We start from the raw sequence: 24,382 nt of genomic DNA, 5'->3' as shown, positions 1-24,382 counted from the left end.
CGGCGTAGTACGAACGACTACTTGGCAGCCACCACGTTCACCGGGAACGTCGCGGTCACCTCGGGGTGCAGCTTGACCTGGACGTTGTACGAGCCCGTGGTCTTGATGTGACCGGGGAGCTCGAGACGACGACGGTCGAGCGCCGGGCCGCCGGCGGCCTTGACCGCGTCGACGATCTCGGCCGGGGTGATCGAGCCGAACAGACGGCCACCGTTGCCGGAGCGCGCCTTCAGCGTGACCTTGAGGCCGGCCAGCTGGCCCTTGACCTCGTTGGCCTGACCGAGGTCACGGATCTCACGAGCCTCGCGGGCCCGCTTGATCACGACGACCTGCTTCTCGGCGCCCTTGGTCCACTGGATCGCGAACCCCTGCGGGAGCAGGTAGTTGCGGCCGTAACCGTTCTTCACCTCGACGATGTCGCCGGGGGTGCCGAGGCCGGACACTTCCTGAGTGAGGATGATCTTCATCTTGGTGTCCTCTCTCAGCGCGCCGTGGCCGTGTACGGCAGGAGCGCCATCTCACGGGCGTTCTTGACCGCGCGGGCGATCTGCCGCTGCTGCTGGGAGGTCACACCGGTGACGCGGCGGGCACGGATCTTGCCGCGGTCGGAGATGAACTTCCGCAGAAGCGCGGTGTCCTTGTAGTCGATGTAGGTGATCCCGTCCTTGTCGAGCGGGTTCACCTTCTTCTTCGGCTTGCGAAGCGCAGCGGCCTTAGCCATTGCTCAAACTCCTGTTGATGATCGGGAAGCCCGTGGGCTCAGAAGGGAGGCTCATCGTCGCCGAACGAGGAGTTGCCACCGCCGGAGCGGCCGCCGGATGCCGGCGCAGCCGTGGACCAGGGGTCGTCGAAGTCGTTGCTGTTGCCCCGACCGCCGCCGCCACTGTTGTTGTTGCCACCGGACTGCCTGTTGCCGCCACCACCGGAGCCGTAACCGCCCCCGGAGTTGCCGAAGCCACCGCCGCCGCCGGACCGGACCGCTTTCTGCACCGTCGCCGTGGCGTAGCGCAGGGAGGGACCGATCTCGTCCACCTCGAGCTCGTAGGAGGAACGCTTTTCGCCCTCTTTGGTCTCGTAGGACCGCTGACGCAGCCGGCCCTGCACGATCACCCGGGCGCCGCGCTGCAGCGACTGGACGACGTGCTCGGCGGCCTCACGCCAGATGTTGCAGGTGAGGAAGAGCGCCTCGCCGTCTTTCCACTCGCCGCTCTGCCGGTCCAGCGTCCGCGGCGTCGAGGCGATGCGGAACGAGGCGACACCCGCCCCCGAGTTGGTGTAACGCATCTCAGGGTCGTTGACCAGGTTGCCAACGACCGTGATTACGGTTTCTCCAGCCATGAAACTTCTCCTCGCCGCTCGGGTCGTTGATGCAAAGGGTCTCAGGACCCTCTGACAAAAACGGCTCAGCGGGTCTCGGGACGGATGACCTTGGTGCGCAGGATGGACTCGTTGAGCCGGAGCTGACGGTCCAGCTCGGCCACGGCCTCGGGCGTCGCCTGCAGGTCAACGACCGCGTAGATGCCTTCAGCCTTCTTGTTGATCTCGAACGAGAGCCGGCGACGGCCCCAGACGTCGAGCTTCTCCACCGAGCCACCCGCGGTCCTGATCACGTTCAGGTACTGATCGAGCGACGGTGCGACGGTGCGCTCCTCGAGCGAAGGGTCGAGGATCACCATGAGTTCGTAATGACGCAAGACTGTCTCACCTCCTGTGGGCTTAGCGGCCACGGTCTCTCCGTGGCAGGAGGTCTTGTGTCGCTCGCAGAAGAAAGCCGTGGGAGACATGCGCCCACGGCGAACACACTGCGAACCGAGCCAGCATACCCAGGTCGGGCACAGGACCCAAAAACGGCGACCCCGTCCGAGGGACGGGGTCGCCGATGGAGAGCCGCGGGGCGTCCGGCCCGATTCGTTGGGTGGGACCTGGGGAGGAACGACCACACCGATGAGGTTGGACGCGTACGCCCCGCGGAGCCTCTAAGTCGGAGCTTACGCCATATTTGTACGAGATGCACGTTGCGACACGATTGCCCGAATCGCGGCGGTTGCCACGCCGAGGACACACACCAGAGCTGTCAGCCCGAGCAGGCCCAGCGGATGCCCGTCCTCGATCCGGCCCACCGCCGCGACCGGCTCCGCAGCCCGGAAACCGCCCGGTTCGGTCGTCTCCACCACCGGCAGGGCACCGTCGGCCCCGGTCTCCGTCGCCGACGGCACGGGCCGGTCCTGCGGCGGTACCGGGGGCACGATCGCCTTCCGGTCGCCGGGCGGCATGCCGGCGAACGCGGGGGCGCCGATTCCGGCCGTACCCCGAATTGTTCCGGCCTTGATCCTGGGGTTGATGTCGCCCTGCGGCATCGCCTGCGCCGCCGTCGTGGCGGCCTGCAACGCGCTCGCCGGACGCGACTCGGCCGGACGGCGAACGCCACGCCGGGAGTCCCCCGGAGCGGTACGGGCCGGCCGCGACGCCGGGGCGATCGTGTCCGGCAGCGTCGAACCGGCCGAGGTACGCGACGGCGAGCCGGAACCGGCCGCCGGCTTAGACATCACCGCCGAGGCACCGCCGCTCGCCGGCACCGGGGTCGGCCCCGGCTCCTCGGAGGAAGCCGACGGGGCCGCGGTGACCAGCACCGGCCTCGTGTCCTCACCGAGCGAGCAGTCCGGGGTGAGCAGCACCGCCGTGGTGCCCCGCCGGAACACCACCTCGGCGGCGCCGTCCGCCGGGATGGTGCCCCTCGGCGCCCCGGCGAGTTTCAGCTGCGCGTCGTGCCCGGTCTGATTGACCACCCGGACGACACTGCTGGCCGGAACGGTCATCGACTCGACGCTCGGTTGAGAACCGCAGGACAGGCCGAGCACGCCGGCGCCGCCGAAACTCACCTGGCGGTCGTTCGCCTCCAACTGGTCGGCGCTCGCCGTCCCGTTCGTGAGCAGCGGGGCGCCGATGATCAAACCACTCAGCACCAGAGCCGCCATCCGGTATCGGAACTGCCGCGACATGCACCATCCCCCAGTTCAACGCCGGCCTGTACCGGCATCCGTCAAGCGTGATCAATGGAGCTAACGACTCGTGACAGACGCCGGTGACGCGGGGGAGAAGCGTCGTACCCGCGTCGTAGGCTCGTCCCATGCGCATCGGAGCCCACGTCGATTCAGCCGACCCGCTGGCCGAGGCCGCCGCCCGTGGCGCCGAGGCCGTGCAGTTCTTCCTGACCGACCCACAGAAATACAATTCGCCCAAACCGCGCGAGGATGCCGAGCTTCTCCGTGCGTCGGCGATCGACGTCTATGTCCACGCGCCGTACATCGTCAACGTCGCGTCCCCCAACAACCGGATCCGCATCCCGAGCCGCAAACTGCTCATGGCACACGCCCGGGCGGCCGCCGAGATCGGCGCGAAAGGCCTGATCGTGCACGGTGGACACGTGGGTGCCGGCGCGGACCTCGCGGCCGGCTTCGCGAACTGGCGGAAGGCCTTCGAGTATGCGGAGAAGGACGGTGGGCTGCCCCTGCCGGTGCTGATCGAGAACACCGCCGGTGGCGACAACGCGTGTGCCAGGCGCTTCGACGACCTGGCCCGGCTGTGGGAGGCGGTCGGCTCGTTCGGTGCCGGCTTCTGCCTGGACACCTGCCATGCGTTCGCCGGCGGGGAGGACCTGGTCGGCGTCGTCGACCGGGTCAAGGCGATCACCGGGCGGATCGACCTGATCCATGCCAACGATTCGAAGGGTGGATTCGACTCCGGCCAGGACCGGCACGACAACCTCGGTAATGGGAAGATCGACCCCGAGTTGGTGATCGCCGCCATCCGCGCCTCCGGCGCTCCGGCCATTGTGGAGACGCCCGGCGGAGTGGAGGGCCAGACCGCCGACATCGCCCTGCTGCGGGAGCGGGCGGGTAACTGACGCACCGCCCACGGGGAGGGTCATGACCGAGCAGCCGAAGCCGATCCCGCCCGCTTCCGACAAAGCGGCGGCGCCTGAGCCTGCCGCCGCGCCGGGACACCGGCGGCGGTTCGGGCTGTTCGCTCGCGGAAGTCGCCCGGCGAAGGCCACCAAGGACAAGTCCTCAGCGGCGGTCGTCCCGCTGACCGTCGCCGACGAGCCCAGCAAGCCTGAAAACAAAGATCCGAAGCACACCGGCGGGGGTACGAAGAAGCGGCAGCCACTGCCGGCGACGCGACCTCCCGGTGCCCCGCCGGACCCGTGGTCGGCCTTCGCCGCGACGCCGGACCAGCAGCCCGGCCTGCTGCGCCGCGGGCTACGGGCGTCGCTGCGTTCCCTGATCCACGAGTACGCCCTGATGGTCTACGCGGGCTGCCTGCTGGCCGTGGCGATGACCTGGCCGGCTCTGCGCTACCCGATGTACACGCTTCCGCAGGACCTCGGTGATCCCTCCCGGCAGGCCTGGCAGTTGTCCTGGCTAGGCCACATCCTGATCACCGACCCGGTCCGGCTGTGGCAGTCGAACTCGTACTTCCCGGCCGCCGACGCCTTCGCGTTCGGCGACAGCCTCCTAGGCTACGCGCTCGCCGGGATGCTCGGCACCGGGCCGAGCGCCGCGATCCTGCGCTACAACGTGTTGTTCGTGCTGGCTCATGCTCTGCTCGTGATCGGTGCCTATGCCCTGGTACGACAGCTCGGCGCCCTGCGAACCGGTGCGGCGGTGGCGGCGGTGGCGTTCGCCTACGCGCCGTGGCGGCTGGCGCAGGAGGGCCACCTCGACATCATCTCGGCGGGTGGCATCCCGCTGGCCCTGGCCATGCTGGCCCGCGGCCACGGCTACTCGCTGCGGCACGGATTCCGCGCCGAACGACGCAGCGCCACCTGGGCGATCACCGGCTGGCTCGTCGCGATCTGGCAACTCTCGCTCGGCTTCTCCCTGGGTGTCCCCTTCGCGTACGTCCTGGGTGTGCTGCTGCTCTGTCTCTTCCTTGCCGGCGTGGTGCATCATCTCCGCCCGCTGCCCAGGAAGGACCGGGATCCGGCCGCCCTGCCGAAGACCGGTACTCCATCGACGGCCCCGGAAGACGGCACCGCGGCAGCCCCGAAAGACGGCGCGCCGAAGGACAAGGCTTCACCGACGGCGCCGGAGCCCGGCAAACCCGAGCCTGGAAAGCCCGAGCCTGGAAAGCCCGAGCCAGGCAAGCCCGAGCCTGGAAAGCTCCAGTTGGGTAAGCCGGAGCCGAGCAAGCCGGAGCCAGGCAAACCCGAGGCGAATCCGGCATCCGACAGGCCTGGAGCGAACCCGCAGCAGGCCAAGGCGGGAACGACTCCGGAACCCGGTAGGGCTCAGGCTGTGCCGCCGGCCGGCAAGGTGCAACCCCAGCCCCAGGTCGGCAAGGTGCAGCCCACGTCGGAAGCCGGCCGCGCTCAGGCGATCGCGAAGGCCGCCGAGCCGCTGAAGGACACCGCGGTCCAGCCCGCGCTTGATCTGTCCAAGGCGGACGTGCTGGAGAGCCCACCCCGGCGGAGCCGCTCCCGGCTTCCCCGGTTCCTGCGGTTCCTCCGCTTCTTCCGCCGCCCGACTCCGCCGCCCCGCCCCACGGGGCCGCTGAAGGCGCGGCGGAAGCCGCTCGTCGGCGTGCTGCTCACCAACATCAACATCATGGGCGCCACGATCTTCGCGGCGGTCGGCATCCTGATCGCGGTGCCGTACATCCGGCGCGACGACACCGGTTCCCGGCTGGAGGAGATCACCTTCTTCTCGCCACCGCCGCGTAGCCTGTTGATCGGCCCGGCCGAGTCACGGGTCTGGGGCGCCGCGCACGAGTCGCTACGGTCGTCGCTCGGCTGGGCGGCCGAGATGTCGCTGCTGCCGGGCTTCGCCCTCTACGCACTGGCCCTGGCCGGCCTGTTCCTGTCGATCTGGCGGCTCCGGCACCGCCTGCTGCTGGTGACCGCCCTGGCCGTCTCGATCGTGCTCACCCTGGGAACCAGCTTCTTCGACGGCCGCTGGACCTACATGCCGCTGTTCGGCCATTTCCCGGCCTCGTTCGACCTGCGCATCCCGGGCCGCCTGATGCTGTGGGTGACGCTGATCCTGGCGATCCTGGCGGCCGGAGCCGTCGACGACTTCGTGCGCCGGGCCGAGCATCTCGCCGCCCAGCGGATCCCGCCGTGGCCGGGCCCGTGGCTGCGCCTGGCCACGCTGGTCCCGCTGTTCCTGGTCGCGCTGGAGGGCTGGAACACCACGGCCCACCCGATCGTTCCGGTCCAGCCGGCCGCCATGCGGACGGTGCCCGGCCCGATGCTCGTGCTGCCGACCGCCGAGCTGACCGACCAGACCGTGCAGCTCTGGACCACCTCGAAATTCCAGGACGTCACCAACGGTGGCGGCACCTTCAACGCCCGCGCCCAGGCCGAACTGCGCGCCAAGGTCGCCGCGTTCCCCGACGCCGCCAGCGTGGCCTATCTCGATTCGCTCGGTGTCCGGCGGGTGCTGCTGCTCAGCGACCACATCGCCGGCACCTCCTGGGAGAATGCCGGCGACCTGCCGGTGGAGAGTCTCGGTCTGCGGCGCGAGGACGTCCCGGGCGCCGTCGTGTTCACCCTTGACTAGGCGCGCCGATCGGAGCCGCGCTGCTGCCCTCGTGAACGGGGGGCGGGGGTGGAGCCTCCAGTGAGGGGCCCAGGCCGAACGTCCGGCGCAGACGGCTGATCCACGGCTGCTCCGGCCCGTCGAGCACGCCCGCGTCCGGGTCGGCACCGCCGTAGGACTCCCGGACCACGTCGAGCTCGGGCCGCCAGATCTCCCTGATCACCAGGCCGCACAGGACTGCCACGGTGACGAAACGGGCGGTGGAGGCGAGCACGAAGGTGCCCTCGGGGATGACCGACTTGCCGCCGGCACCCATCAGCTCGGCGTAGAAGGCGGCGAGGTAACCGATCTCCGCGACGGTCCAGGCGACGACCGCTCCCCACTTCGGGCGGGCCAGGGCGATCAGCGGGATGAGCCACAACACGTACTGCTGGGACCACACCTTGCTGAACAGCAAGAAGGCAGCCACGACCAGGAAGGCGAGCTGGCTGAGCCGTGGACGGCGCGGGGCCAGCAGGCCCAGCATCAGGATCCCGAGGCAGCAGAGGGCGAAGAGCGCGTACGACAGGCGGTTGAGCTCGGGGATGTGGTCACTGAGCCATTGGAACGGGCCCTGGTCGCCGGCCGTTCCCGTGTTCCACTTGCCGTCCAGGTATCGACCGATGTACCAGAAGGTGCCCCAGTCGATCGGCCGTTCGTCGTTGAGCCGGAAGAACCGCAGCCAGCTCTCGTGCCACAGGATCATCACCGGCAGGTTGACCATGAGCCAGGTGACGCCGGCCATCGTGAAGGAGCTGAAGAACGACCGTAGCCGGCCGGTGCGCAACGCCAGGATCAGGATCGGCCCGAGGATGAACACCGGCCACAGTTTCGCCGCGGCCCCTAATCCGAAGAAGACGCCGGCCCACATCGGGTGTCGTTTCACCCACAGGGCCAGGCCGACGGCGAACAGACCGATCGCCAGGAAGTCCCAGTTGATCGTGGCGGTGACCACGATGATCGGGGAGACCGCGAAGATCGCCGCGTCCCACGGCCGGCGGCGCCGGAGCGACAGCACGATCGCCACGCTCATCACCGCCAGCAGGGACAGCACCAGCGCGTTGACGTTGTAGAACCAGCTGCCCTGGTTGATGTCGGGGTGGGTCTCGCCGTAGGCGTGCACCGGCAGGCCGAGCGCACCCATGAAGTAGCCGGTGACGACCGGGTACTCGACGGGGTGGTCCTGATAGGGGACCTTGCCCTCGTTGAGTCCCTCGGCGAAGTAGAGAGCCAGCACGTCGGTGTAGCAGTACCGCGTGTACTGGATGTTCTTCTGCCAGTTGCCGTCCATGCAGGGGGACTTCTGCACCCAGGACAGAGCGAGGATCAGGCAGGCGAGAGCCATCACGATCCGCGGCGCGGTCCAGAACCGGCCGGGCCTGGAGTCCGGCGGGACGGCGTGGGCACCGAGCGGTCCGCCGATGGCTTCGGAGAGCCCGCGCACGAAACCGTCCGAGGTCGCTCTGGAGACGTCGGGCCGTTCTGTGGGTGGTTGGGCGCTCATGTCTTGGCATCATGCCGCATCCCGGGCGCCCGGGGGCCATCGGCCACGTGCGGCACACCGATCTTCCTGAGATCCACAGGTCCCGATAAGGGAGCGGCGCCCGCCCTCGTCGAGAGGATGGGCGCCGCTGTCAGGTCCTGATAGCTACCGGGGGCCTGGTCCGCCACCGCCACCGTTGTTGGGCCCGCCATTGTTGTTGCCGGGGTTCGCGTCGTCGTCGTCGTCGTCTCCGCCGTCTTCGCCGTTGCCGCCGCCCTGGCACAGCGGGTCGTTCGGTGTCAGCTGGCAGAACACGCTGTTCTGATCGATGCCGGGTTGTTCCACCGGCTTGACGCCGTTGCCCTTGGTGGCGTCACCGGTCCGGATGCGCTCCGGGAACTTCTCCTCTTCCCACTTCATCGCCTCGGCGGCGGTCTCGAGGAACTCCTCCCAGATCGCGGCAGGGGTGCCGGATCCGAACATGTTGCCGCCGTCCTTCTCCTTCAGCGGCACACGTTTGCCCGCCCCACCGACCCACACGGTCGCGGCGAGCTGCGGAATGCCACCGACGAACCAGGTGTCACCGCTGAGGCGCTTGGAGCCGACCTTGATCTCCCAGGTGCCACTCTTGCCGACCGATTCCCGGCCCTCGACCGTGTTGCCGGCGGCGCCCGGGATCTTCTTCAGCACACCCAGCAGGTCGGACGTCTTGTCCGCGTCGAAGACCCGATCGCCCTTCTTGCCGGCGGTGTAGCGGACAGTCTCGGTGCCGGTCTTCGGATCGCGCTGGCGGACCTGCTTGACGAAGTGGGCCTTGTGCCGGACACCGCCGTTGACGATGGTGGCGACACCCGCGGCGTGCTCCAGCGGCACCACACGGTACTGGCCGAACGCGACCTCGTTGTCGAAGTTGTTCGCGAACTTGCTCGCGTTCTCCTTCTTGGTGAGGTCGATCTTCTTGCCGCCGTCGGTCCACATCGTGCCGACGCCGGCGTCGCGGGCCGCCTCGATGACCTTCTCCTGGCCGATCTGGTCAGCCATCCAGTAGAACGGGAAGTTGTACGACTTGACGGTCGCGAACTCCAGGTCACAGAAGGTGCTCTTGCCCTGGCACAGCGTCTTGTCGTCGGCGCCGGCGTTGCTGATCACATCGCCGTTCGCCTTCTTCTTGGTCGCGTCCCAGATCGTGTCGAACGAGTAGTCCGCCCGCAGGCCCGCGGCCAGCGTGTAGATCTTGAAGGTCGAACCCGGGGACTGACCACCGCTGCCGTCACTGGGGACGCCGCTACCGTCACCCTGCATGTAGCCGCCGTAGTCGATGCCGTTCGGGTCGTCGCCGCCGTAGTAGCCGAGCACCTCGCCGCTCTTCGGGTCGATGCCGATCACCGAGGCCTGGTACGTCTTCGGCCGCTTGTACATCGGCGACGTCTGGCTCAGCCGGGAGCCGGCCTTCTCGGCTGCCGCCTGCACCTTCGGGTTGATCGTGGTGGTGACCGTGTAACCACCCTTTTCCAGCATCTCCTCGGTGATGCCGAGTTCCTTCAACTCGAAGAGCACGTGGCGCATGACCATGCTGACCGGTTTGTTCTCCAGGGCGTTCTTGGAGGTGGAGGTCGGCGGGTTGACCTTGGGGTACTGCCGCTTGTCGTACTGCTCCTGGGTGATCGCACCCATCTCGAGCATGTTCTTGAGCGTGTACTCCCAGCGCTGCTTGGCCTCGACCTCGTTGTTGGCCGGGTCGTAGCCGGGGTGGGTGTTCGTCTTGTAGGGCTGCTTGATGATCGAGGCGAGGACCGCGGCCTGGTAGACGTTGATCTCGTTCTTCGTGTCCTTCATCACCGTGGCGTTGAAGTAGCCGTTCGCGGCCGACTCGACGCCGTACCGTCCGCGACCGAGGTCGATGAAGTTCAGGTACATGCCGAGGATCTCGTCCTTGCCGTACTCGGACTCCAGCTTGCGGGCGATCACCGCCTCGCGCAGCTTCCGGCTGTAGCTGATCTCTTTCTCGTCAGCCACGTGCCGGGCGTACTGCTGGGTGATCGTCGACGCGCCCTGCAGCTCGCCACCGGTGAAGTTGTTCCACGCGGCGCGGGCGATGCCCTTCATGTCGATGCCGTTGTGGCTGCGGAAGTTCATGTCCTCCGCAGCGATCACGGCGTTCATGATGTTCGGGCTCATCCGCTGGTACGGCACGTTGATCCGCGGCGAGCCGGTTTTCTGCAGCACCTGTGGCGACTTGCCACCGCCCGCGAGGAGGAACGTGTTCATCTGGTCTTCGGCCTTGGGCGGCGGCAGCTTGATGTCGTCGAAGAAGTAGGTGCCTCCGACGATGCCGACGCCGAGCAGGATGACCAGCACCGCGGCGGCCGCGGTCAGGATGTTGGCACGGCGGTGTTTCTTGTCCGCCTTGCCACGGCCCTTCTTACCGCCGCTGCCACCGGAACCTCCGGAGCCACCGCCACCGCCGGGCCCACCCGGGCCACCCGGTCCACCGGGTGACACCGAGGCACGGCCGCCGACCGGGGCGGCACCGACCGAGGCACGGCCGCCGACAGCCGCGGCACCCACCGAGGCACGCCCCGGAGCTGCCGAGCCCACCGCGGCACGGCCCGGTGGCGCCGAACCCACCGCCGCGGACCCTACGGATGCGGAGCCGACCGACGCCCGGGCAGCGGAGGCACTGCCCACCGACGCCCGTCCCGACGAGCCGGGAACCGCGGCGGCACCGGATGGACGTCGATATGCGTCCGGTCCGGGCTTGGCCACGTTCCGTGGTTCGTCGTCAGGCGTGGTAGCAGCGGACGGCCCGGGTACTTGGACCCGGGCTCGTGCGGACTGCGAATCGCCGTACGCGTTCATTCCCTCACACCTACCGGTCGCGGGGGCGCGGTCGAAAGGCCCGGACGGGCCGTCCCGACGCTGCGCCTCGAGCGGGCGTTGTGGGCTGCGATCCCGGCAGCCCCCTTGTCTCTTGTCTGCGTTGACCGTTCTCCGGTCACAAACTCGTACACGTTAGCGAGATCGATCCGGTTCATCTTCATCGCCGAACCTCCCCGCCGTGTGACGTCTGACCTGTCCGGTGGGATCCCCCTCCACCGGACGAGACCATAACGTCGGTGTGCAACATCTCGTCCGCAGCGAGGCCGTCGCGGCCGAGAACGAACCGTTCGATGAGGTGGTTCCACGAGCAGGAACGGCAGACCTCGACGACGAAAACCTGAAACTCACGCAGCGTCATCGCGAGCACCGGGAGCTCGGCCAACTTCCGCGCCTGGCCGGCGGACTGCTTGAGCTCGTCGCCATAGACGTAGTGCACCAGTGTCAGGTTGTCCCGGCGGCAGATCGGGCACCGTTCTTCGGTCGGCTCGCCATGAAAAGTCGCGGCGTTTCGCAAGTAAGGAGACGCGTCGCAGACCTCGAGCGTGCCGATCCGGCCGTTTTTGACGTCACGCAGGACTGCTCGCCTCTGTAGCGAGTAGTCGACAACCTGCCGCTGCGTGCGCATGGCGAAGAGAGTACGCGGTCCCCGCCGCTGCGGCGACCGTCATCACGCAGCGTGGCGCGGCGACTGCGAAGGATGGCCGAGTTGCACAGGTTCGCCTCCCGATCTACGGTTACGATGTATCGGGCCGATACATCGGGATCCAGCTTCGTTCGGGAGCACAGTTCTCGTCCGGGAGCACAGTTCGAGGGAGGGCCAGTGCTCGAGTTGGCGATCCTCGGTCTCCTTCAGGAGGCCCCGATGCATGGGTACGAGCTCCGCAAGGAACTCGCGACCAAACTCGGCACGCTCCGCGCCGCGATCAGTTACGGCACTCTGTACCCCACTCTGAAGCGGCTGAAGCTCGCCGGCTGGATCAGTGAGGCCGAGGCCAGCGACGACATTGTTCCCCCGATGACCAGCAAGCGGGGGCGGGTTGTCTACAAGATCACGGCGGAGGGCAAGGAACACTTCGCCGAGCTCCTCACCCAGGCCGGCCCGGAGACCTACGACGACGCCGGCTTCGGGGTGCACTTCACCTTCTTCTCCAGGACCGATCGCGCCACCCGGCTGCGCATCCTGGAAGGCCGCCGCCGCCGGATCGAGGAGCGTCGCGAGGGTTTGCGCGAGATCCTGGCCCGGGCCGCCGACCGCCTCGACGCCTACACCCTGGAGCTGCAGCGCCACGGCCTGGACGCGTGTGAGCGAGAGGTCCGCTGGCTCGAGGAACTGATCACCAACGAGCGCTCCGGTCGTACCCCTGCCTTCCGTAATCGCGCCGGGCTCACCGGCATCCCTGACCCCGCTCCCGCCGGCGGAACGCCGGCGGCGGGAACGGCTCCCCCAGAAACACCGCGTCCGCACCCGGACCGGCCGTGATGAACAACAAGGAGGCAAACGCGATGGGCTCCGTCCGCGTCGCCATCGTCGGTGTGGGTAACTGCGCCTCGTCCCTCGTGCAGGGCGTGGAGTACTACAAGAACGCCGACCCCAACGACCGCGTCCCGGGTCTCATGCACGTGACCTTCGGCGAATACCACGTATCCGACGTGAAGTTCGTCGCGGCGTTCGATGTGGACGCCAAGAAGGTCGGCATGGATCTCAGTGAGGCGATCGTCGCCAGCGAGAACAACACGATCAAGCTGACCGACGTGCCGCCGACCGGCGTCACCGTGCAGCGCGGCCCGACCTTCGACGGTCTGGGCACGTACTACCGCGAGATCATCGAGGAGTCGTCGGCCGAGCCGGTCGACGTCGTGCAGGCCCTCAAGGACGCTGAGGTCGACGTCCTGGTCTCCTACCTCCCGGTGGGCTCCGAGGAGGCCGACAAGTTCTACGCGCAGGCCGCCATCGACGCAGGTGTCGCCTTCGTGAACGCGCTGCCGGTCTTCATCGCCTCCGACCCGGAGTGGGCGCAGAAGTTCACCGACGCGGGCGTGCCGATCGTCGGCGACGACATCAAGAGCCAGGTCGGCGCCACCATCGTGCACCGCGCGCTGGCGAAGCTGTTCGAGGACCGCGGGGTGGAACTGCTGCGCACGTACCAGCTCAACTTCGGCGGCAACATGGACTTCATGAACATGCTCGAGCGCAACCGTCTGGTCTCCAAGAAGATCTCGAAGACCCAGTCGGTGACCTCGCAGATCCCGCACGAGATGATCAAGAGTGACGTGCACATCGGCCCGTCCGACCACGTGCCGTGGCTCGACGACCGCAAGTGGGCGTACATCCGTCTCGAGGGTCGTTCCTTCGGTGACACCCCGCTGAACGCCGAGCTCAAGCTCGAGGTGTGGGACTCCCCGAACTCGGCCGGCGTGATCATCGACGCGGTCCGCGCCGCGAAGATCGCCAAGGACCGCGGCATCGGTGGCCCGATCCTGTCGGCGTCCTCCTACTTCATGAAGTCCCCGCCCGTGCAGTACAGCGACCACGACGCCCACGCGGCCGTCGAGGCGTTCATCTCCGGTGAGATCGAGCGCTGACCCGATCGCGCTGAGAAGGCCGGCTCACATCGTGGGCCGGCCTTCTCACATCCACGATCGGAGCAGCGCCACTCCCGCCTCCAGCTCCAGGAGGCGGCGTTTACGGTCGAGGCCACCGCCGAAGCCGACCATCTTGTTGCCGGCACCGACCACGCGATGACACGGCACGATCACCGGAACCGGATTGCGGTTGCAGGCCGTACCGACCGCCCGTGCCGCGCCCGGGTCGCCGAGGGCGGTGGCGATCGCCCCGTAGGTGATCGTCTCGCCGTACGGGATCCGGGCTATCTCGGCCCACACCGCCCGCTCGAACTCCGACCCGCCGCGCAGCTCGAACGGCACGGTGAAGTCGGTGAGCTCACCGGCGAAATAGGCGCGCAGTTCCCCGGCCGCCGGGTGGTCGGTGGACGGGCCCGGCCGGGCGGCGAAACGCACACCGACCACAGCTGGACCGTCGACGACCACACCGAGCGGGCCGATCGGCGACTCGATGACGTACATGCGCCAAGTCTGCCTCGTGGGTCCGGTGAAGTTACCGCACCTTGACGGCGTCACCGGCGACCGCGGCGTTGCGCTTCCAGTCGCCCTCGTAGACGGCCTTCCAGACGCCGCTCCGGGTGGCGGTGAATCGCTTGCTGTAGTAGCCCTTGCTGTTCGTGGTGGCGGCACCCCGGTAGGTCCAGGTGGTCGCCCCGGTCGCCTTGAACCAGACCTTCACGGTCGCCTTGGCGTACGTCTTGCCGTTCACCTTCAGCACGCCCTTGGCGGTGATCTTCTGTCCCTTGCGCACCGGCTCGGGCGACGCGTTGAGCGTCAGCTTCGACGGCCGCAGGATCGAGATGTCGAAGAAGGCGGGGTCGATGTATGTGGCCTGGCCGGGTCCGGTGTAGACACCGCCGGACACGATGGCCAGGTAGCGACCGGAGTGGTCACTGCCGCACAGCGGCACCGTGGCCCGGTACGTGGTCGTCGACCCCACCCGGGTGAGGTCCTTCCCGCGCAGGTGGTCGTCGCGGGGCGTGGGACCCTCCAGGTCGACGCGGATTCCGCTCGGTGCCGGGCTTCCGTCCGGGATGGGCGCGCTCAGCACCGCTGTGAAGGTCACATTCGTGCAGCCGGCCTTGGAGCTGAGGACGACGGTGTCCCGGCTGACCGAGGCGGACTTGATGACGATGGCGGGATCCGCGGCCTGTGCCGGTGAGCCGGCCAGGAGCGCGGCGGCGGGCGCGACGGCCAGCAGTGCGGCCAGGGCCCGGTTGCGTACGGCGATCATGGACAGGACGCTACCGTTCCGACGCAAGAGAAGTAAGAGCCGGAAACCGGATGCAAAGATCTGGATCCCTCGCGCGTCATGCCCGGCGGAGGTGACCGGTGAGGCAGTCACTCGAGGATGAGTTCACCGCGTTCGTCGCGGCCCGGGGGCAGTCACTGCTCCGGATCGCGCACGCACTGACGGGTGACCGTGAGGCCGCGCAGGACCTGGTGCAGGGTGCACTGGCCAAGGCGTACGCACGATGGCCGCGCATTCACACCGACGCCGAGGCGTACGTCCGAAAGATCATCTACAACGACCGCGCGTCCGCCTGGCGCCGTCCCGGCCGGCAGAACGAGGTGACGGTCGCCGACGTACCCGATGTCGCCGCGGGTGACCGCCACGATCAACGTGTCGCCGACCGGATCACGGTGCAGCAGGCGCTGCTCTCGCTCCCGGCCCGGCAACGGGCCGTGCTGGTCATGCGCTACCTGGAGGACCGCTCGGTGGAGGAGACGGCTGAGGCCCTCGGTTGCCGGCCCGGGACCGTGGCCAGCCAGGCGTCCCGTGCGCTGGTGAAACTGCGCGACATGGTCGGCGACCGGATCACGTCGATGGGGGGAGCCCGATGAGGGACCTGGAGGAGAGCTTGCGCGACGCCGTACTCGACCTCGCCGACGGGGCGCCGCTCACGGAGAACCTCGCCACCGTGGCGCGGGCCCGCGGCCGGCGGATCCGGCGCCGGCGCCGCACCGCACTCGGCGCCTTCGTCGTCGTCATGTTCGCCGCCGTCGCCGTGCCCTACGTGGCGCTGCGCCGCGAGGCGCCGCAACCGGTGGTGGAGCCGGCCCCGACGGTCACCGTGACGCCCTCGGTGCTCACCCGTGCCCTGCCCGGCTTCAGCATCAAGAGCCCGTACCGGCTTCCCGGCGGCGCGACCGTCAGCATGTTGACGCTCCCCGGCGCCGACGACAGCAAGATGTACGTGTCGCTCGACCGATCCACCGGCCGGTACCGGCAACTGGCCTTCGCCTACGACCCGCTGGGCATGTCGGCGGACGGCAAGCTGTTCGCCGGTTCGACCGGCAGCGGAAAGGTACGCGTTCTCGACGCCGCCGACCGCACGGTGGACACGATCGGCGTCCGGATGCAGTTCGACATCGACTCCAAGCCGGAGTGGTCGCCCGACGGTTCGCGACTGCTGCTGCCCACGCCGGACGGTTTCGCCGTCTACGACGTGGCCACCAAGTCACACCGTGTGTTCGAGAACTCCGCGATCCGCTACTTCTGCCCGGACCTCTGCTACTTCACCTGGCTGCCGAACGGCCGCGAGGTGGCCGTCGGACGCCGGGACGACAACGTGCCCCGCTCCGAGGCCCGGGCCGCCGTCGTCGCATCCGCCGACATCTACTCGGCCGACACCGGAAAGCTGGTACGGAGCATCCCGATGACCGGCGTGCCGGCCAGCACGGACGCCTGGTCGCCGGATGGTCGCTCGGTGCTGGTCAGGGTGCAGGATGAGGACTTCTCGACGTCGACCCGCATCGCGGACACCACCACCGGGGCCCTGCGTGGCGACCCGATCAGCGGCCAGGCGTTGTTCCTGGGCGACGGCCGGATCCTGGCCATCGGCAGCCGCCACGCCGAACTGTTCACCGCCGACGGAATCCCGCTGGAGGAGGCGACGCTGCCGAGGCAGTTCAACGACGCGATCCTCACCGTCACCCGCAATTAGGCGATGTGGCCCTGTTCGCGGGCCCACTTGAGGAGTTCCGCCTCGGCCTCCTCGTGGTCCAGCGGGCCGCGGTCGAGCCGGAGCTCTTTCAGGTGACGCCAGGCCTGGCCGACGACCGGGCCGGGCGGCACCCCGAGCAGCTCCATGATCGCGTTGCCGTCCAGGTCGGGGCGGACCTTGGCCAGGTCCTCCTCGGCCGCGATCCGGGCGATCCGGTCCTCCAGCGCGTCGTAGTCGGCGGCCAGCTGGGCGGCCTTGCGCCGGTTCCGGGTCGTCACGTCGGAGCGGGTCAGCTTGTGCAACCTCGACAGGAGCGGGCCGGCGTCGGTGACGTACCGGCGCACCGCCGAATCGGTCCACTCGCCCCGGCCGTACCCGTAGAACCGCAGGTGGAGAGCGACCAGCCCGACCACCTCGGAGGTCACGTCCTTGGGGTACCTGAGTGCCTTCATCCGCTGTTTGGTGAGCCGGGCGCCGACCACCTCGTGGTGGTGGAAGCTGACCCGGCCGTCCCGGCCGACCGCCTTGGTGGCGGGCTTGCCGACGTCGTGCATCAGCGCGGCCATCCGCAGCACGAAGTCGGGGGCCTCGTCACCCTCCAGACGCATCGCGTTGCTGACCACGATCAGCGTGTGCTCGTAGACGTCCTTGTGCTGGGCGTGCTCGTCGATCTCGAGTTTCAGACCGGCCAGTTCCGGCAGGAACCGGTCGGCCAGCCCGGTGTCGACAAGCAGGCGCAGCCCGGTGATCGGATCGGCGCTGCACATCAGTTTGGTGAACTCGTCCCGGATCCGTTCCGCGGTGATCCGGTCGAGATCAGCGGCCATGTCGCGCATCGCCGCGACTACCGGCTCGTCCACAGTGAAGCGCAGCTTCGCGGCGAACCGGGCGGCCCGCAGCATGCGCAGCGGATCGTCACCGAACGAGATCGACGGCGCATCGGGCGTCCGGATCACCCGGGCGGCCAGGTCCGCGAGGCCGCCGAACGGATCGGTGAACTCGTGCCCGGGCACCGACACCGCCATCGCGTTGATGGTGAAGTCGCGGCGGGACAGGTCGTCCACCAGCGACGTGCCGTAGGAGACCACCGGGTTGCGCGTCACCCCGTCGTAGGACTCCGCACGGTAGGTGGTGATCTCGATGCGGGAACCGTGCTTCTGGATGCCGATCGTGCCGAAGTCGCGCCCGGTCTCCCAGATCGCCTCGGCCCAGCCACTCACCACGGCGAGGGTCTGCTCAGGACGGGCGTCGGTGCAGAAGTCGAGGTCGTCGTTGAGGCCGTCGAGCAGCGCATCCCGGACCGAGCCGCCGACCAGGTGCAGTTCGTGCCCGGCGTCGGCGAAGCGCCGCCCGAGCTCATCGGCGACGGGGGACACGCGGAGCAGCTCGGCTACCGCTTTCTGCTGGGCGGAGTTCAACACAGACATGGGGTCACCAGGGTATCCGGCCTCCGGTTTCCGGGCGGTGGGCGGGGCGGCCGGATGGGCACGGGCCGGTGGGACGGCGGCTGTGGCACCGGGAGTCGTCGCCGGGCAGGATGGCGACATGCCGGTTTCCGAGGTTCTCCGCCTGCTGTCCCAGGACCCCGCCTTCTGGACCGGCGGGACGACCGGCGCCGACGACCTGCCGGAGCAGCTGCACGTCTCGTTCCCGGTGGTGGGCGGCTACTCGCTGGTGCTCGACATCGACCTGACCGGCGGCGACCGGCACCTCGGACTGCGGCGGCCGGCCTCCAGTGAGCCGGTCCAGCTGGGCTGGGCGCCCGCCGACGGTCCCTACCCGGCCGCGCTGCGGTGGTCGGAACTGGAGTCCTTCGCCCGGGTGATCGCGCTGGAGGATCCGATGCTGCCGCATCCGGGGCTGGTGGTGGCGCTGCTGTCACCGTTCGCCCCGGCCGGCGCCGACGACGATCCGGCCGGGATCGCGGCGATACGCGAGGCGGCGTACCGGTCGTTGCGCCGGGAGGTCCCGGCGGTCGTCGTCAGCGGGCCCGAGCAGGCCCCGCTGCCGCTCTTCGCCGACGAGCGATGGTGGCCGGTGCCTCCGGTGCCGTCACCGCAGGTCCTCGATGAGGCCGCGATCGCGGACCTGAGCGCACCGGCCGAGGCGCGGCTCCAGGTCCGCACGGCCTCCCGGTTCCCCCATGAGGACCTCACCGATCTGGTACGCCGCGCGAGCGCCGTTCTCACACTGCTGCCACACAGTGAGGCGTACGCCGGGACGCGTCCCCTGGCCAGACGGATCGCCGACTCGGGTGACCTGGAGGGGGTGCCGGCTCTGCTCGGTGCACTGACCGAGGCGGGCTGTGATCATCCGACCGTGCTGGATGCGCTGAGTGAGCCTCTGGTCCCGCTCGAGGCGTGCTGGATGGTCGAGACCCTGGCCGGGGCGGAACCCGGCACCCTCCTGCGTCACCACGTGTGACTTCTGCCTTTATGGTGGCTCCATCATCGGCAGGGTTCGGGAGGCTTGGGTGAACGGCGGCCTGTACCGCAGTACGCACGCGGCGCCGGACGGTCGGCCTCCGGCACAGGAGGGCGTGACCGTCGTCTCGGTCGAGGAACCGGCCCCGGCGGAACAACCCGGACAGACCGGTGGCGGGAGCACCGCCGGCCAGAGCGCGATCATGGCGGTCGGCAGCCTGGTCAGCCGGATCATCGGGTTCGTCCGCAACGCGCTGATCGGCATGGTCCTGGGCGAGGCGGTCGGTGACGCCTACACCGGTGCCCAGTTCCTTCCCGGTCAGATCTACGAGCTGCTGCTCGGCGGCATTCTCTCCAGCGTGCTGATCCCGCTGCTGGTCCGGCGGCGCAAGGCCGACCCGGACGGCGGCCAGGAGTTCACCCAGCGCCTGCTCTCCTTCTCCGTGGTCATGCTCGGCCTGGCGACCGCCCTGGTGGTCCTCGCCGCCCCGCTGATCACGGCGATCCAGACGAGCGGGGACAGCACCACGCGGGCCTTCCGCGACCTGGTCACCGACTTCTCGTACCTGATCCTGCCGATCGTCTTCTTCACCGGTGTGTCGGCGCTGATCGGCGCCGTGCTGAACGTGCGCGGCCACTTCGCCGCACCGATGTGGGCGCCGATCCTCAACAACATCGTCGTGATCGCGGTGTGCGGGGTGTTCCTGCTGGCCTTCGGGACGGACAAGAGACTGACCCCGGAGAACATCAGCAACGCCGAGCTCGTGCTGATCGGCGCCGGCACCCTGCTGGGCATGGTGGTGCAGGCGATCGGCCTGCTGCCGGCCCTGCGCAAGGTCGGTTTCCGGTGGAAGTGGCGCTGGGCCCCGCGCGAACTCGGTCTCCGCGAGATCGGGCACCTGGCCGGCTGGATGCTCTGTTACGTGGCCGCGAACCAGATCGCGGTCTTCGCGCTGGTCCGGGCCTTGAACAGCGCCGGCGGCAAGGACAACCCCGGTGCGCTCGCCTTCAACAACGTGTTCCTGCTGATGATGATGGCGCACGGGATCATCGGTGTCTCGGTGATGACGGCGCTGCTGCCGAAGATGAGCGCGGCCGCCGCCGAGGGCCGGCTGAGCGAGGTCAGCGACGATCTGACTCGTGGGATCAAGCTGGTCTCCGCGGCACTGGCCCCGATCGTGGTGGCCTACGCCGTGCTGGGCGGGCCGATCGCGGTCCTGCTGTTCCAGGGCGGGCGCATCACGAACGCGGACGCGCTGGACATGGGCACGGTGCTGACCGTCGCGGCGTTCGCCGTGCTGCCCCTGTCGATCAGCTTCCTCTGCACCAACGCTTTTTACGCCCTGCAGGGCAACAAGACGGCTGCGCTGATCAACCTGCCGGTGGTGGCGGCCCGGATCGCCGGTTACTTCGTGCTCGCCGCGGTCCTCGACGCATCCCTGACCGCGGCCGGGATGACCGCCGCCAACGGCATCTCCTACCTGCTGTCCGCGCTGATCTCGCTTGCCGTCCTGCGGCGCCGGATCGGCCGGCTGAACCTCGGTTCGGTGTTCGTGGCCCTGCTCAAGGTGGCGGTGGCCGCCGGGGTGGCGGCCGGGCTCGCACTGCTCGTGGTGCGCCTGCTGCCCGGCTCGGGCGCGCCGGACGGGCGGGTCGAGGCGCTGGTGCAGCTCGCGGCCGGCGGAGCCGTGATCCTGGTCGCCTATCTGGGCGCGGCGCTGGTCCTGCGCGTCCAGGAGGTCAGCCAGGTGATCGGGATGGTCCGCCGGAAGATCGGGCGCTGATCCACCGATATACCCCCCGAACAGGTAATTCCTGACTCATCCGGCATTCGGCCACCTGCTGCGGGTTGCCCGGCACCGGTGCCGCGCCGGGGGGACGACCTGCCGGAGGATGGCCGAGTGCGGGTATGGTCGGTGTCGGCATATGCGCGGGAGCCCGCAGTCCCGGACGCCCGAGAGGCGGCCCGATGAACTTCAGCACCGGCGAACGATTTCCTGCACCGAGGAATGCACCATCGAGGGAGGACTGGTGACCCAGGTCGGCGAAGGCCACGAGACCGCGGCCGACGAGGCCGGACCGGTCTTGACCTTCGGTGCTCCCACCGCCGGTGAGGTTCTGGCCGAGCGCTATCAGCTGGAAGAGCACGTCAACAACGACAGTGCCGGCCGGCAGGTGTGGCGCGGCATCGACGTCATCCTCCGGCGCCCGGTCGCCATGGTGCTCCGGCACCCCGGCGGCGACTCCGCCGTCGAGATGCTCCAGGCCGCCGTCGCGGCGAGCCGGGTGATCCACCCCAACCTGGCCGGCGTCTACGACGCGATCGACGAGCAGCAGCGGGCCTACGTGGTCCGTGAGTGGGTCGACGGCCAGTCGCTGCGTGATCTCGTCGCCACCGAGGGGCCGCTGGACCCGGCCCGGGCCATCTCGATCGCGCACTCGGTGGCCGACGCGCTCACCGCCGTGCACGCCACCGGCATGGTGCACGGCAACGTGCACCCCGGCAGCACGCTGATCGCCGACGACGGCCGCGTCGTGCTTGCCGACGCGCGGGCCGACGAGGCGGACAGCACCGAGTCGGACGTGCGTGCGGTCGGCGGCGTCCTGTATTTCGCGCTCACCGGTCGCTGGCCGCACAACGAGGTGGGCAGCTCCGCGCTGCCCGACGCCAACCGGGACAGCGCCGGCAACCCGTCCGCCCCGCGGCAGATCCGGGCCGGCGTCCCGGCGTACCTCGACGATCTCACCATGGACCTGCTCGACCGCCGGGTGGCGGCGCCGGCCTCCGACGCGCTCACCGCGGAACTGGGCCGGCTCGACGCGGCCGCCGAGGACGAGGAGTTCGAGGACGTCGGCCCGCTGCGGTTCGTCCACGGCGGTTCGTCGTCCTCCGGCGAGCAGATGCGCAGCGCCCCGAAGATCCTGATCGGGGTGGGCGCCCTGATCGTCATCGCGATCATCGGCCTGGTCTTCGGCATCCGGGCGATCAACAACACCAGCAACGCCAGCAACACCGCGGGTGCGGGTGCACCGACGGTCGCACCGACAGGTGACAGCGACGGTGAGACCCCGCCCCTGCCGAAACCGAGCCCACTCAAGATCACCGGCGACATGGTGCGCCTGGTCGACCCGCCGCCGGGTGACCGCGGCGACGCCGATGAGGCCCGGCTCACCGTCGACGGCGACTCGAACACCGGCTGGTCGACGCAAACCTTCTACAACCGCGCCAACTTCGGTAACACGAAGGACGGCATGGGCATCCTGATCAATCTGGGTGAGCCGCGGTCGCTGTCCGAGGTGCGTGTGGCGACGTCGGCGCCGGGCGTGACGATGGACGTGCGGACCGGCACCGAGGACCCCGGCGACAACTCCAACGGTGACAAGAAGCTGCTGCAGCAGTTCAAGTCGCTCTCCGACGAGAAACCGGAGAAGAGCGGCGGCACGAAGTGGATCTACACCGGCTTCGACCCCAACCAGAAATACCAGTACGTCCTGGTCTTCCTGACCGAGCTGCCCCCGAGCGAGGAGGGCGACGGCTACAAGGTCAGCGTCAACGAGATCGAGCTGTACGGCTACTGACACGCAGCGTGTGAGTGAGAGCCGGGCCCCACGGGTCCGGCTCTCACTCGTTCTATGGATCAATAGCCATCGCGGTCGTGGCGGAGGACCCGCGATGGAATAGATTGCTCGCGTGACAGTCCGGGACGGCTTCGGTCGCGACGCCGGCGGGTCGGAGACCGCGCCGAGCGACGCCGATCTGATCCGTGCCCACGTCGACGGTGATCCGACGGCGTTCGCCGAGTTGGTCCGCCGCCACCGGGACCGGCTCTGGGCGGTCGCCCTGCGCACGGTCGGCGACCGCGAGGAGGCCGCCGACGCGGTTCAGGACGCCCTGCTGAACGCACACCGCAACGCGGCCCGGTTCCGGGGCGACGCGGCCGTCACGACCTGGCTGCACCGCATCGTGGTGAACGCCTGCCTCGACCGGCTCCGCCGCCGTCAGGCCCATCCCACGGTCCCGCTGCCGGACGGCCACCGTGACGACGACCGCGCCGGCGGCCCCGAACCGGCCGCGCCGCTGCCCGACCAGGACACCGTGCTCGTCGTGCGGGACGCGCTGGCCGCTCTGCCGACCGAACAGCGGGCCGCCATCGTGCTTGTCGACGTCCAGGGGTACGGCGTGGCCGAGGCCGCCGTCATGCTCGGTGTGGCGGAGGGCACCGTGAAGAGCCGGTGCGCCCGGGGCAGGGCGAAGATGGCGATGACTCTCGGATACCTGCGGGGGAACCGGAACGACGGCGGGACCGTCCCATCCAGGTCGGAAGCGGCGGGAACGCTTCCGGCCGGGCAAGAGCGGAGGGAGCCGCGGTGACGGGCGCCGAGTTCGAGGGGGTCGACATCGACCTGCTCGCCGACTATGTCGGTGGCGCTCTGGACGGCACCCCCGACGAGGAGCGAGTGGCCGGTCTCGTGGCCACGGACGCCGCGTGGCGGGCCGCCTACGAGGCTCTGGAGCCGGGCATGATCGCGGTCGGCGCGGTGCTGCGGGAGTTCGATCCGGAGCCGATGCCCGACGATCTCGCGGCCCGGCTCGACGCGCTGTTCCGGCCCGGGCCCGCAGAGAAGGAGCTCGCGCTGCTGCGGACCACGCCCGCGGAGAAGAAGCCCGCACTGCTGCGGACCACGCCCGCGGAGGAGCCCGCGCTGCTCCGGACCGGGCCCGCGGAGGAGGAGTCCGCGGAGCCCGTACCCGCGAAGGTTGTTGATCTTGATAGTGCCCGTCGCCGGCGGCGGTGGGCCGCACCGATCGCTGTCGCCGCCGCGGTGGCCGCCTTCGCCGGTGTCGGGGTGACCTCGTTCCTCGAGTCGGACGCGATGGACAAGGCGCAGACGGCGGCCGGAGCCGGGTCCGCGGCGAACTCCGACGCCGAGGTCATGACCGGCACCACGGCGGTGGACGGCGTGACGACACGCAGCGGCACCGACTACACCTCCGGCACGCTGGCGAACGCGGCCGGGAAGCAGACCCGGACTTCCTCGTCGATGGATTCACCGGCTCCGGCCGCCGGCGAGGAACCGATGTCGGTCTTCAGTCTGGACCGTCTGGACAGCCCGGCCGCGCTCGCCGAATGCGTGGCGGCGATCTCCCGGCAGAACGGCGGTCTGCTCTCCGTCGAGCTGGTGGACTATGCCCGGTTCGAGGGCTCCCCCGCGGTGATCGTCCGGTTCTCCGCGGCCAACGGCACCTGGGTGTGGGCCGTGGGTCCCGAGTGTGGCGTGCCCGGTGCGGGCGCGGCCGTGCTGGAGCAGGTGCCGGTACGCTGATCGGACTCCCCACGTGAGGTCGGACACCTGGCCCACCGGGGAATGGCGGTTGCCAGCTTGACGTTCTAGCGTGCAGTGTCGCCGCCCTAAACGCGTGCGGCGAAAACAGACTGAGGAGTCGGC

22 protein-coding genes are annotated in these 24,382 nt (G+C 69.2%); 11 read left to right on the top strand and 11 right to left on the bottom strand.

Annotated features, from left to right (window positions below; genetic code table 11):
- Window positions 1–17 precede the first annotated feature (17 nt).
- From rplI to AB0G04_RS14620, 5 genes are all read right to left on the bottom strand, one after another.
- Window positions 18–467, bottom strand: coding sequence for a 50S ribosomal protein L9 (gene rplI, locus AB0G04_RS14640; RefSeq protein ID WP_043529634.1), 450 nt, complete (start codon window positions 465–467; stop codon window positions 18–20).
- A 14-nt stretch (window positions 468–481) separates the two neighbouring features.
- Entirely contained in the window at window positions 482–721 is a 240-nt protein-coding gene (rpsR, locus tag AB0G04_RS14635) for a 30S ribosomal protein S18 (protein WP_007073789.1), read from the bottom strand.
- 38 nt (window positions 722–759) lie between these two features.
- Window positions 760–1,338: a single-stranded DNA-binding protein gene (locus tag AB0G04_RS14630; RefSeq protein WP_360982064.1), complete on the bottom strand. Its 579-nt coding sequence runs from the start codon at window positions 1,336–1,338 to the stop codon at window positions 760–762.
- A gap of 65 nt (window positions 1,339–1,403) precedes the next feature.
- On the bottom strand, window positions 1,404–1,694 hold the full coding sequence (gene rpsF, locus AB0G04_RS14625; RefSeq protein ID WP_014448192.1) for a 30S ribosomal protein S6: 291 nt from the start codon (window positions 1,692–1,694) through the stop codon (window positions 1,404–1,406).
- A gap of 294 nt (window positions 1,695–1,988) precedes the next feature.
- Window positions 1,989–2,999: a hypothetical protein gene (locus AB0G04_RS14620; protein ID WP_360982062.1), complete on the bottom strand. Its 1,011-nt coding sequence runs from the start codon at window positions 2,997–2,999 to the stop codon at window positions 1,989–1,991.
- A gap of 128 nt (window positions 3,000–3,127) precedes the next feature.
- Here AB0G04_RS14620 and AB0G04_RS14615 point away from each other — a divergent pair, with 128 nt between their 5' ends.
- Both AB0G04_RS14615 and AB0G04_RS14610 read left to right on the top strand, forming a co-directional pair.
- Window positions 3,128–3,904: a deoxyribonuclease IV gene (locus AB0G04_RS14615; protein ID WP_360982060.1), complete on the top strand. Its 777-nt coding sequence runs from the start codon at window positions 3,128–3,130 to the stop codon at window positions 3,902–3,904.
- 397 nt (window positions 3,905–4,301) lie between these two features.
- On the top strand, window positions 4,302–6,560 hold the full coding sequence (locus AB0G04_RS14610; protein WP_360982302.1) for a hypothetical protein: 2,259 nt from the start codon (window positions 4,302–4,304) through the stop codon (window positions 6,558–6,560).
- Here AB0G04_RS14610 and AB0G04_RS14605 read toward each other — a convergent pair.
- The 3 genes from AB0G04_RS14605 to AB0G04_RS14595 all read right to left on the bottom strand — a co-directional run bounded on the left by AB0G04_RS14605 (window position 6,547) and on the right by AB0G04_RS14595 (window position 11,566).
- The gene (locus tag AB0G04_RS14605) at window positions 6,547–8,082 is read right to left on the bottom strand and encodes a glycosyltransferase 87 family protein (protein ID WP_360982058.1); all 1,536 of its coding nucleotides are present in this window, start codon (window positions 8,080–8,082) and stop codon (window positions 6,547–6,549) included. The two genes, AB0G04_RS14610 and AB0G04_RS14605, sit on opposite strands and share 14 nt — an antisense overlap.
- A 144-nt stretch (window positions 8,083–8,226) precedes the next feature.
- On the bottom strand, window positions 8,227–10,689 hold the full coding sequence (locus AB0G04_RS14600; RefSeq protein ID WP_360982056.1) for a transglycosylase domain-containing protein: 2,463 nt from the start codon (window positions 10,687–10,689) through the stop codon (window positions 8,227–8,229).
- A 409-nt stretch (window positions 10,690–11,098) separates the two neighbouring features.
- A complete protein-coding gene (locus AB0G04_RS14595) occupies window positions 11,099–11,566 on the bottom strand; it encodes a DUF5318 domain-containing protein (protein ID WP_360982054.1) in 468 nt (155 codons plus the stop codon).
- Window positions 11,567–11,761: 195 nt separating this feature from the next.
- Here AB0G04_RS14595 and AB0G04_RS14590 point away from each other — a divergent pair, with 195 nt between their 5' ends.
- On the top strand, window positions 11,762–12,421 hold the full coding sequence (locus AB0G04_RS14590; protein ID WP_360982051.1) for a PadR family transcriptional regulator: 660 nt from the start codon (window positions 11,762–11,764) through the stop codon (window positions 12,419–12,421).
- A gap of 23 nt (window positions 12,422–12,444) precedes the next feature.
- Window positions 12,445–13,524 (top strand): inositol-3-phosphate synthase, encoded by a 1,080-nt coding sequence (locus AB0G04_RS14585; RefSeq protein ID WP_360982049.1) that lies wholly within the window; start codon window positions 12,445–12,447, stop codon window positions 13,522–13,524.
- A gap of 45 nt (window positions 13,525–13,569) precedes the next feature.
- Here the strand turns inward: AB0G04_RS14585 and AB0G04_RS14580 are convergent, their stop codons facing one another.
- Window positions 13,570–14,025, bottom strand: coding sequence for a methylated-DNA--[protein]-cysteine S-methyltransferase (locus AB0G04_RS14580; protein ID WP_360982047.1), 456 nt, complete (start codon window positions 14,023–14,025; stop codon window positions 13,570–13,572).
- Window positions 14,026–14,056: 31 nt separating this feature from the next.
- Entirely contained in the window at window positions 14,057–14,797 is a 741-nt protein-coding gene (locus AB0G04_RS14575) for a hypothetical protein (RefSeq protein ID WP_360982045.1), read from the bottom strand.
- A gap of 98 nt (window positions 14,798–14,895) precedes the next feature.
- On the opposite strand from AB0G04_RS14575, the gene AB0G04_RS14570 reads away from it, so the two are divergent.
- Together AB0G04_RS14570 and AB0G04_RS14565 are read left to right on the top strand one after the other, a co-directional pair.
- Entirely contained in the window at window positions 14,896–15,408 is a 513-nt protein-coding gene (locus tag AB0G04_RS14570) for a SigE family RNA polymerase sigma factor (RefSeq protein WP_360982043.1), read from the top strand.
- Window positions 15,405–16,511 carry a WD40 repeat domain-containing protein gene (locus AB0G04_RS14565; RefSeq protein WP_360982041.1) on the top strand — a complete coding sequence of 369 codons (1,107 nt, stop codon included), beginning with the start codon at window positions 15,405–15,407 and terminating at the stop codon, window positions 16,509–16,511. Before AB0G04_RS14570 ends, AB0G04_RS14565 begins: the two co-directional genes overlap by 4 nt.
- Here AB0G04_RS14565 and AB0G04_RS14560 read toward each other — a convergent pair.
- A complete protein-coding gene (locus AB0G04_RS14560) occupies window positions 16,508–17,938 on the bottom strand; it encodes a CCA tRNA nucleotidyltransferase (protein ID WP_360982039.1) in 1,431 nt (476 codons plus the stop codon). The two genes, AB0G04_RS14565 and AB0G04_RS14560, sit on opposite strands and share 4 nt — an antisense overlap.
- A 118-nt stretch (window positions 17,939–18,056) precedes the next feature.
- Here AB0G04_RS14560 and AB0G04_RS14555 point away from each other — a divergent pair, with 118 nt between their 5' ends.
- From AB0G04_RS14555 to AB0G04_RS14535, 5 genes are all read left to right on the top strand, one after another.
- The gene (locus AB0G04_RS14555; protein WP_360982037.1) at window positions 18,057–18,935 is read left to right on the top strand and encodes a hypothetical protein; all 879 of its coding nucleotides are present in this window, start codon (window positions 18,057–18,059) and stop codon (window positions 18,933–18,935) included.
- Window positions 18,936–18,984: 49 nt separating this feature from the next.
- Window positions 18,985–20,718 (top strand): murein biosynthesis integral membrane protein MurJ, encoded by a 1,734-nt coding sequence (murJ, locus tag AB0G04_RS14550; protein ID WP_360982035.1) that lies wholly within the window; start codon window positions 18,985–18,987, stop codon window positions 20,716–20,718.
- A gap of 247 nt (window positions 20,719–20,965) precedes the next feature.
- Complete coding sequence (locus tag AB0G04_RS14545) at window positions 20,966–22,513, top strand: protein kinase family protein (RefSeq protein WP_360982033.1); 1,548 nt, start codon at window positions 20,966–20,968, stop codon at window positions 22,511–22,513.
- A gap of 112 nt (window positions 22,514–22,625) precedes the next feature.
- On the top strand, window positions 22,626–23,306 hold the full coding sequence (sigM, locus tag AB0G04_RS14540) for an RNA polymerase sigma factor SigM (RefSeq protein ID WP_360982031.1): 681 nt from the start codon (window positions 22,626–22,628) through the stop codon (window positions 23,304–23,306).
- Window positions 23,303–24,259, top strand: coding sequence for a hypothetical protein (locus AB0G04_RS14535; protein WP_360982029.1), 957 nt, complete (start codon window positions 23,303–23,305; stop codon window positions 24,257–24,259). The genes sigM and AB0G04_RS14535 overlap by 4 nt, the downstream gene beginning before the upstream one ends.
- Window positions 24,260–24,382: the final 123 nt, after the last annotated feature.

The sequence above is a fragment of the Actinoplanes sp. NPDC023801 genome (genome assembly GCF_040639655.1).
GTDB lineage: Bacteria > Actinomycetota > Actinomycetes > Mycobacteriales > Micromonosporaceae > Actinoplanes.
Note: the sequence above shows the minus strand (reverse complement) of the source record. Positions and strands in the feature narration are given on the sequence as shown.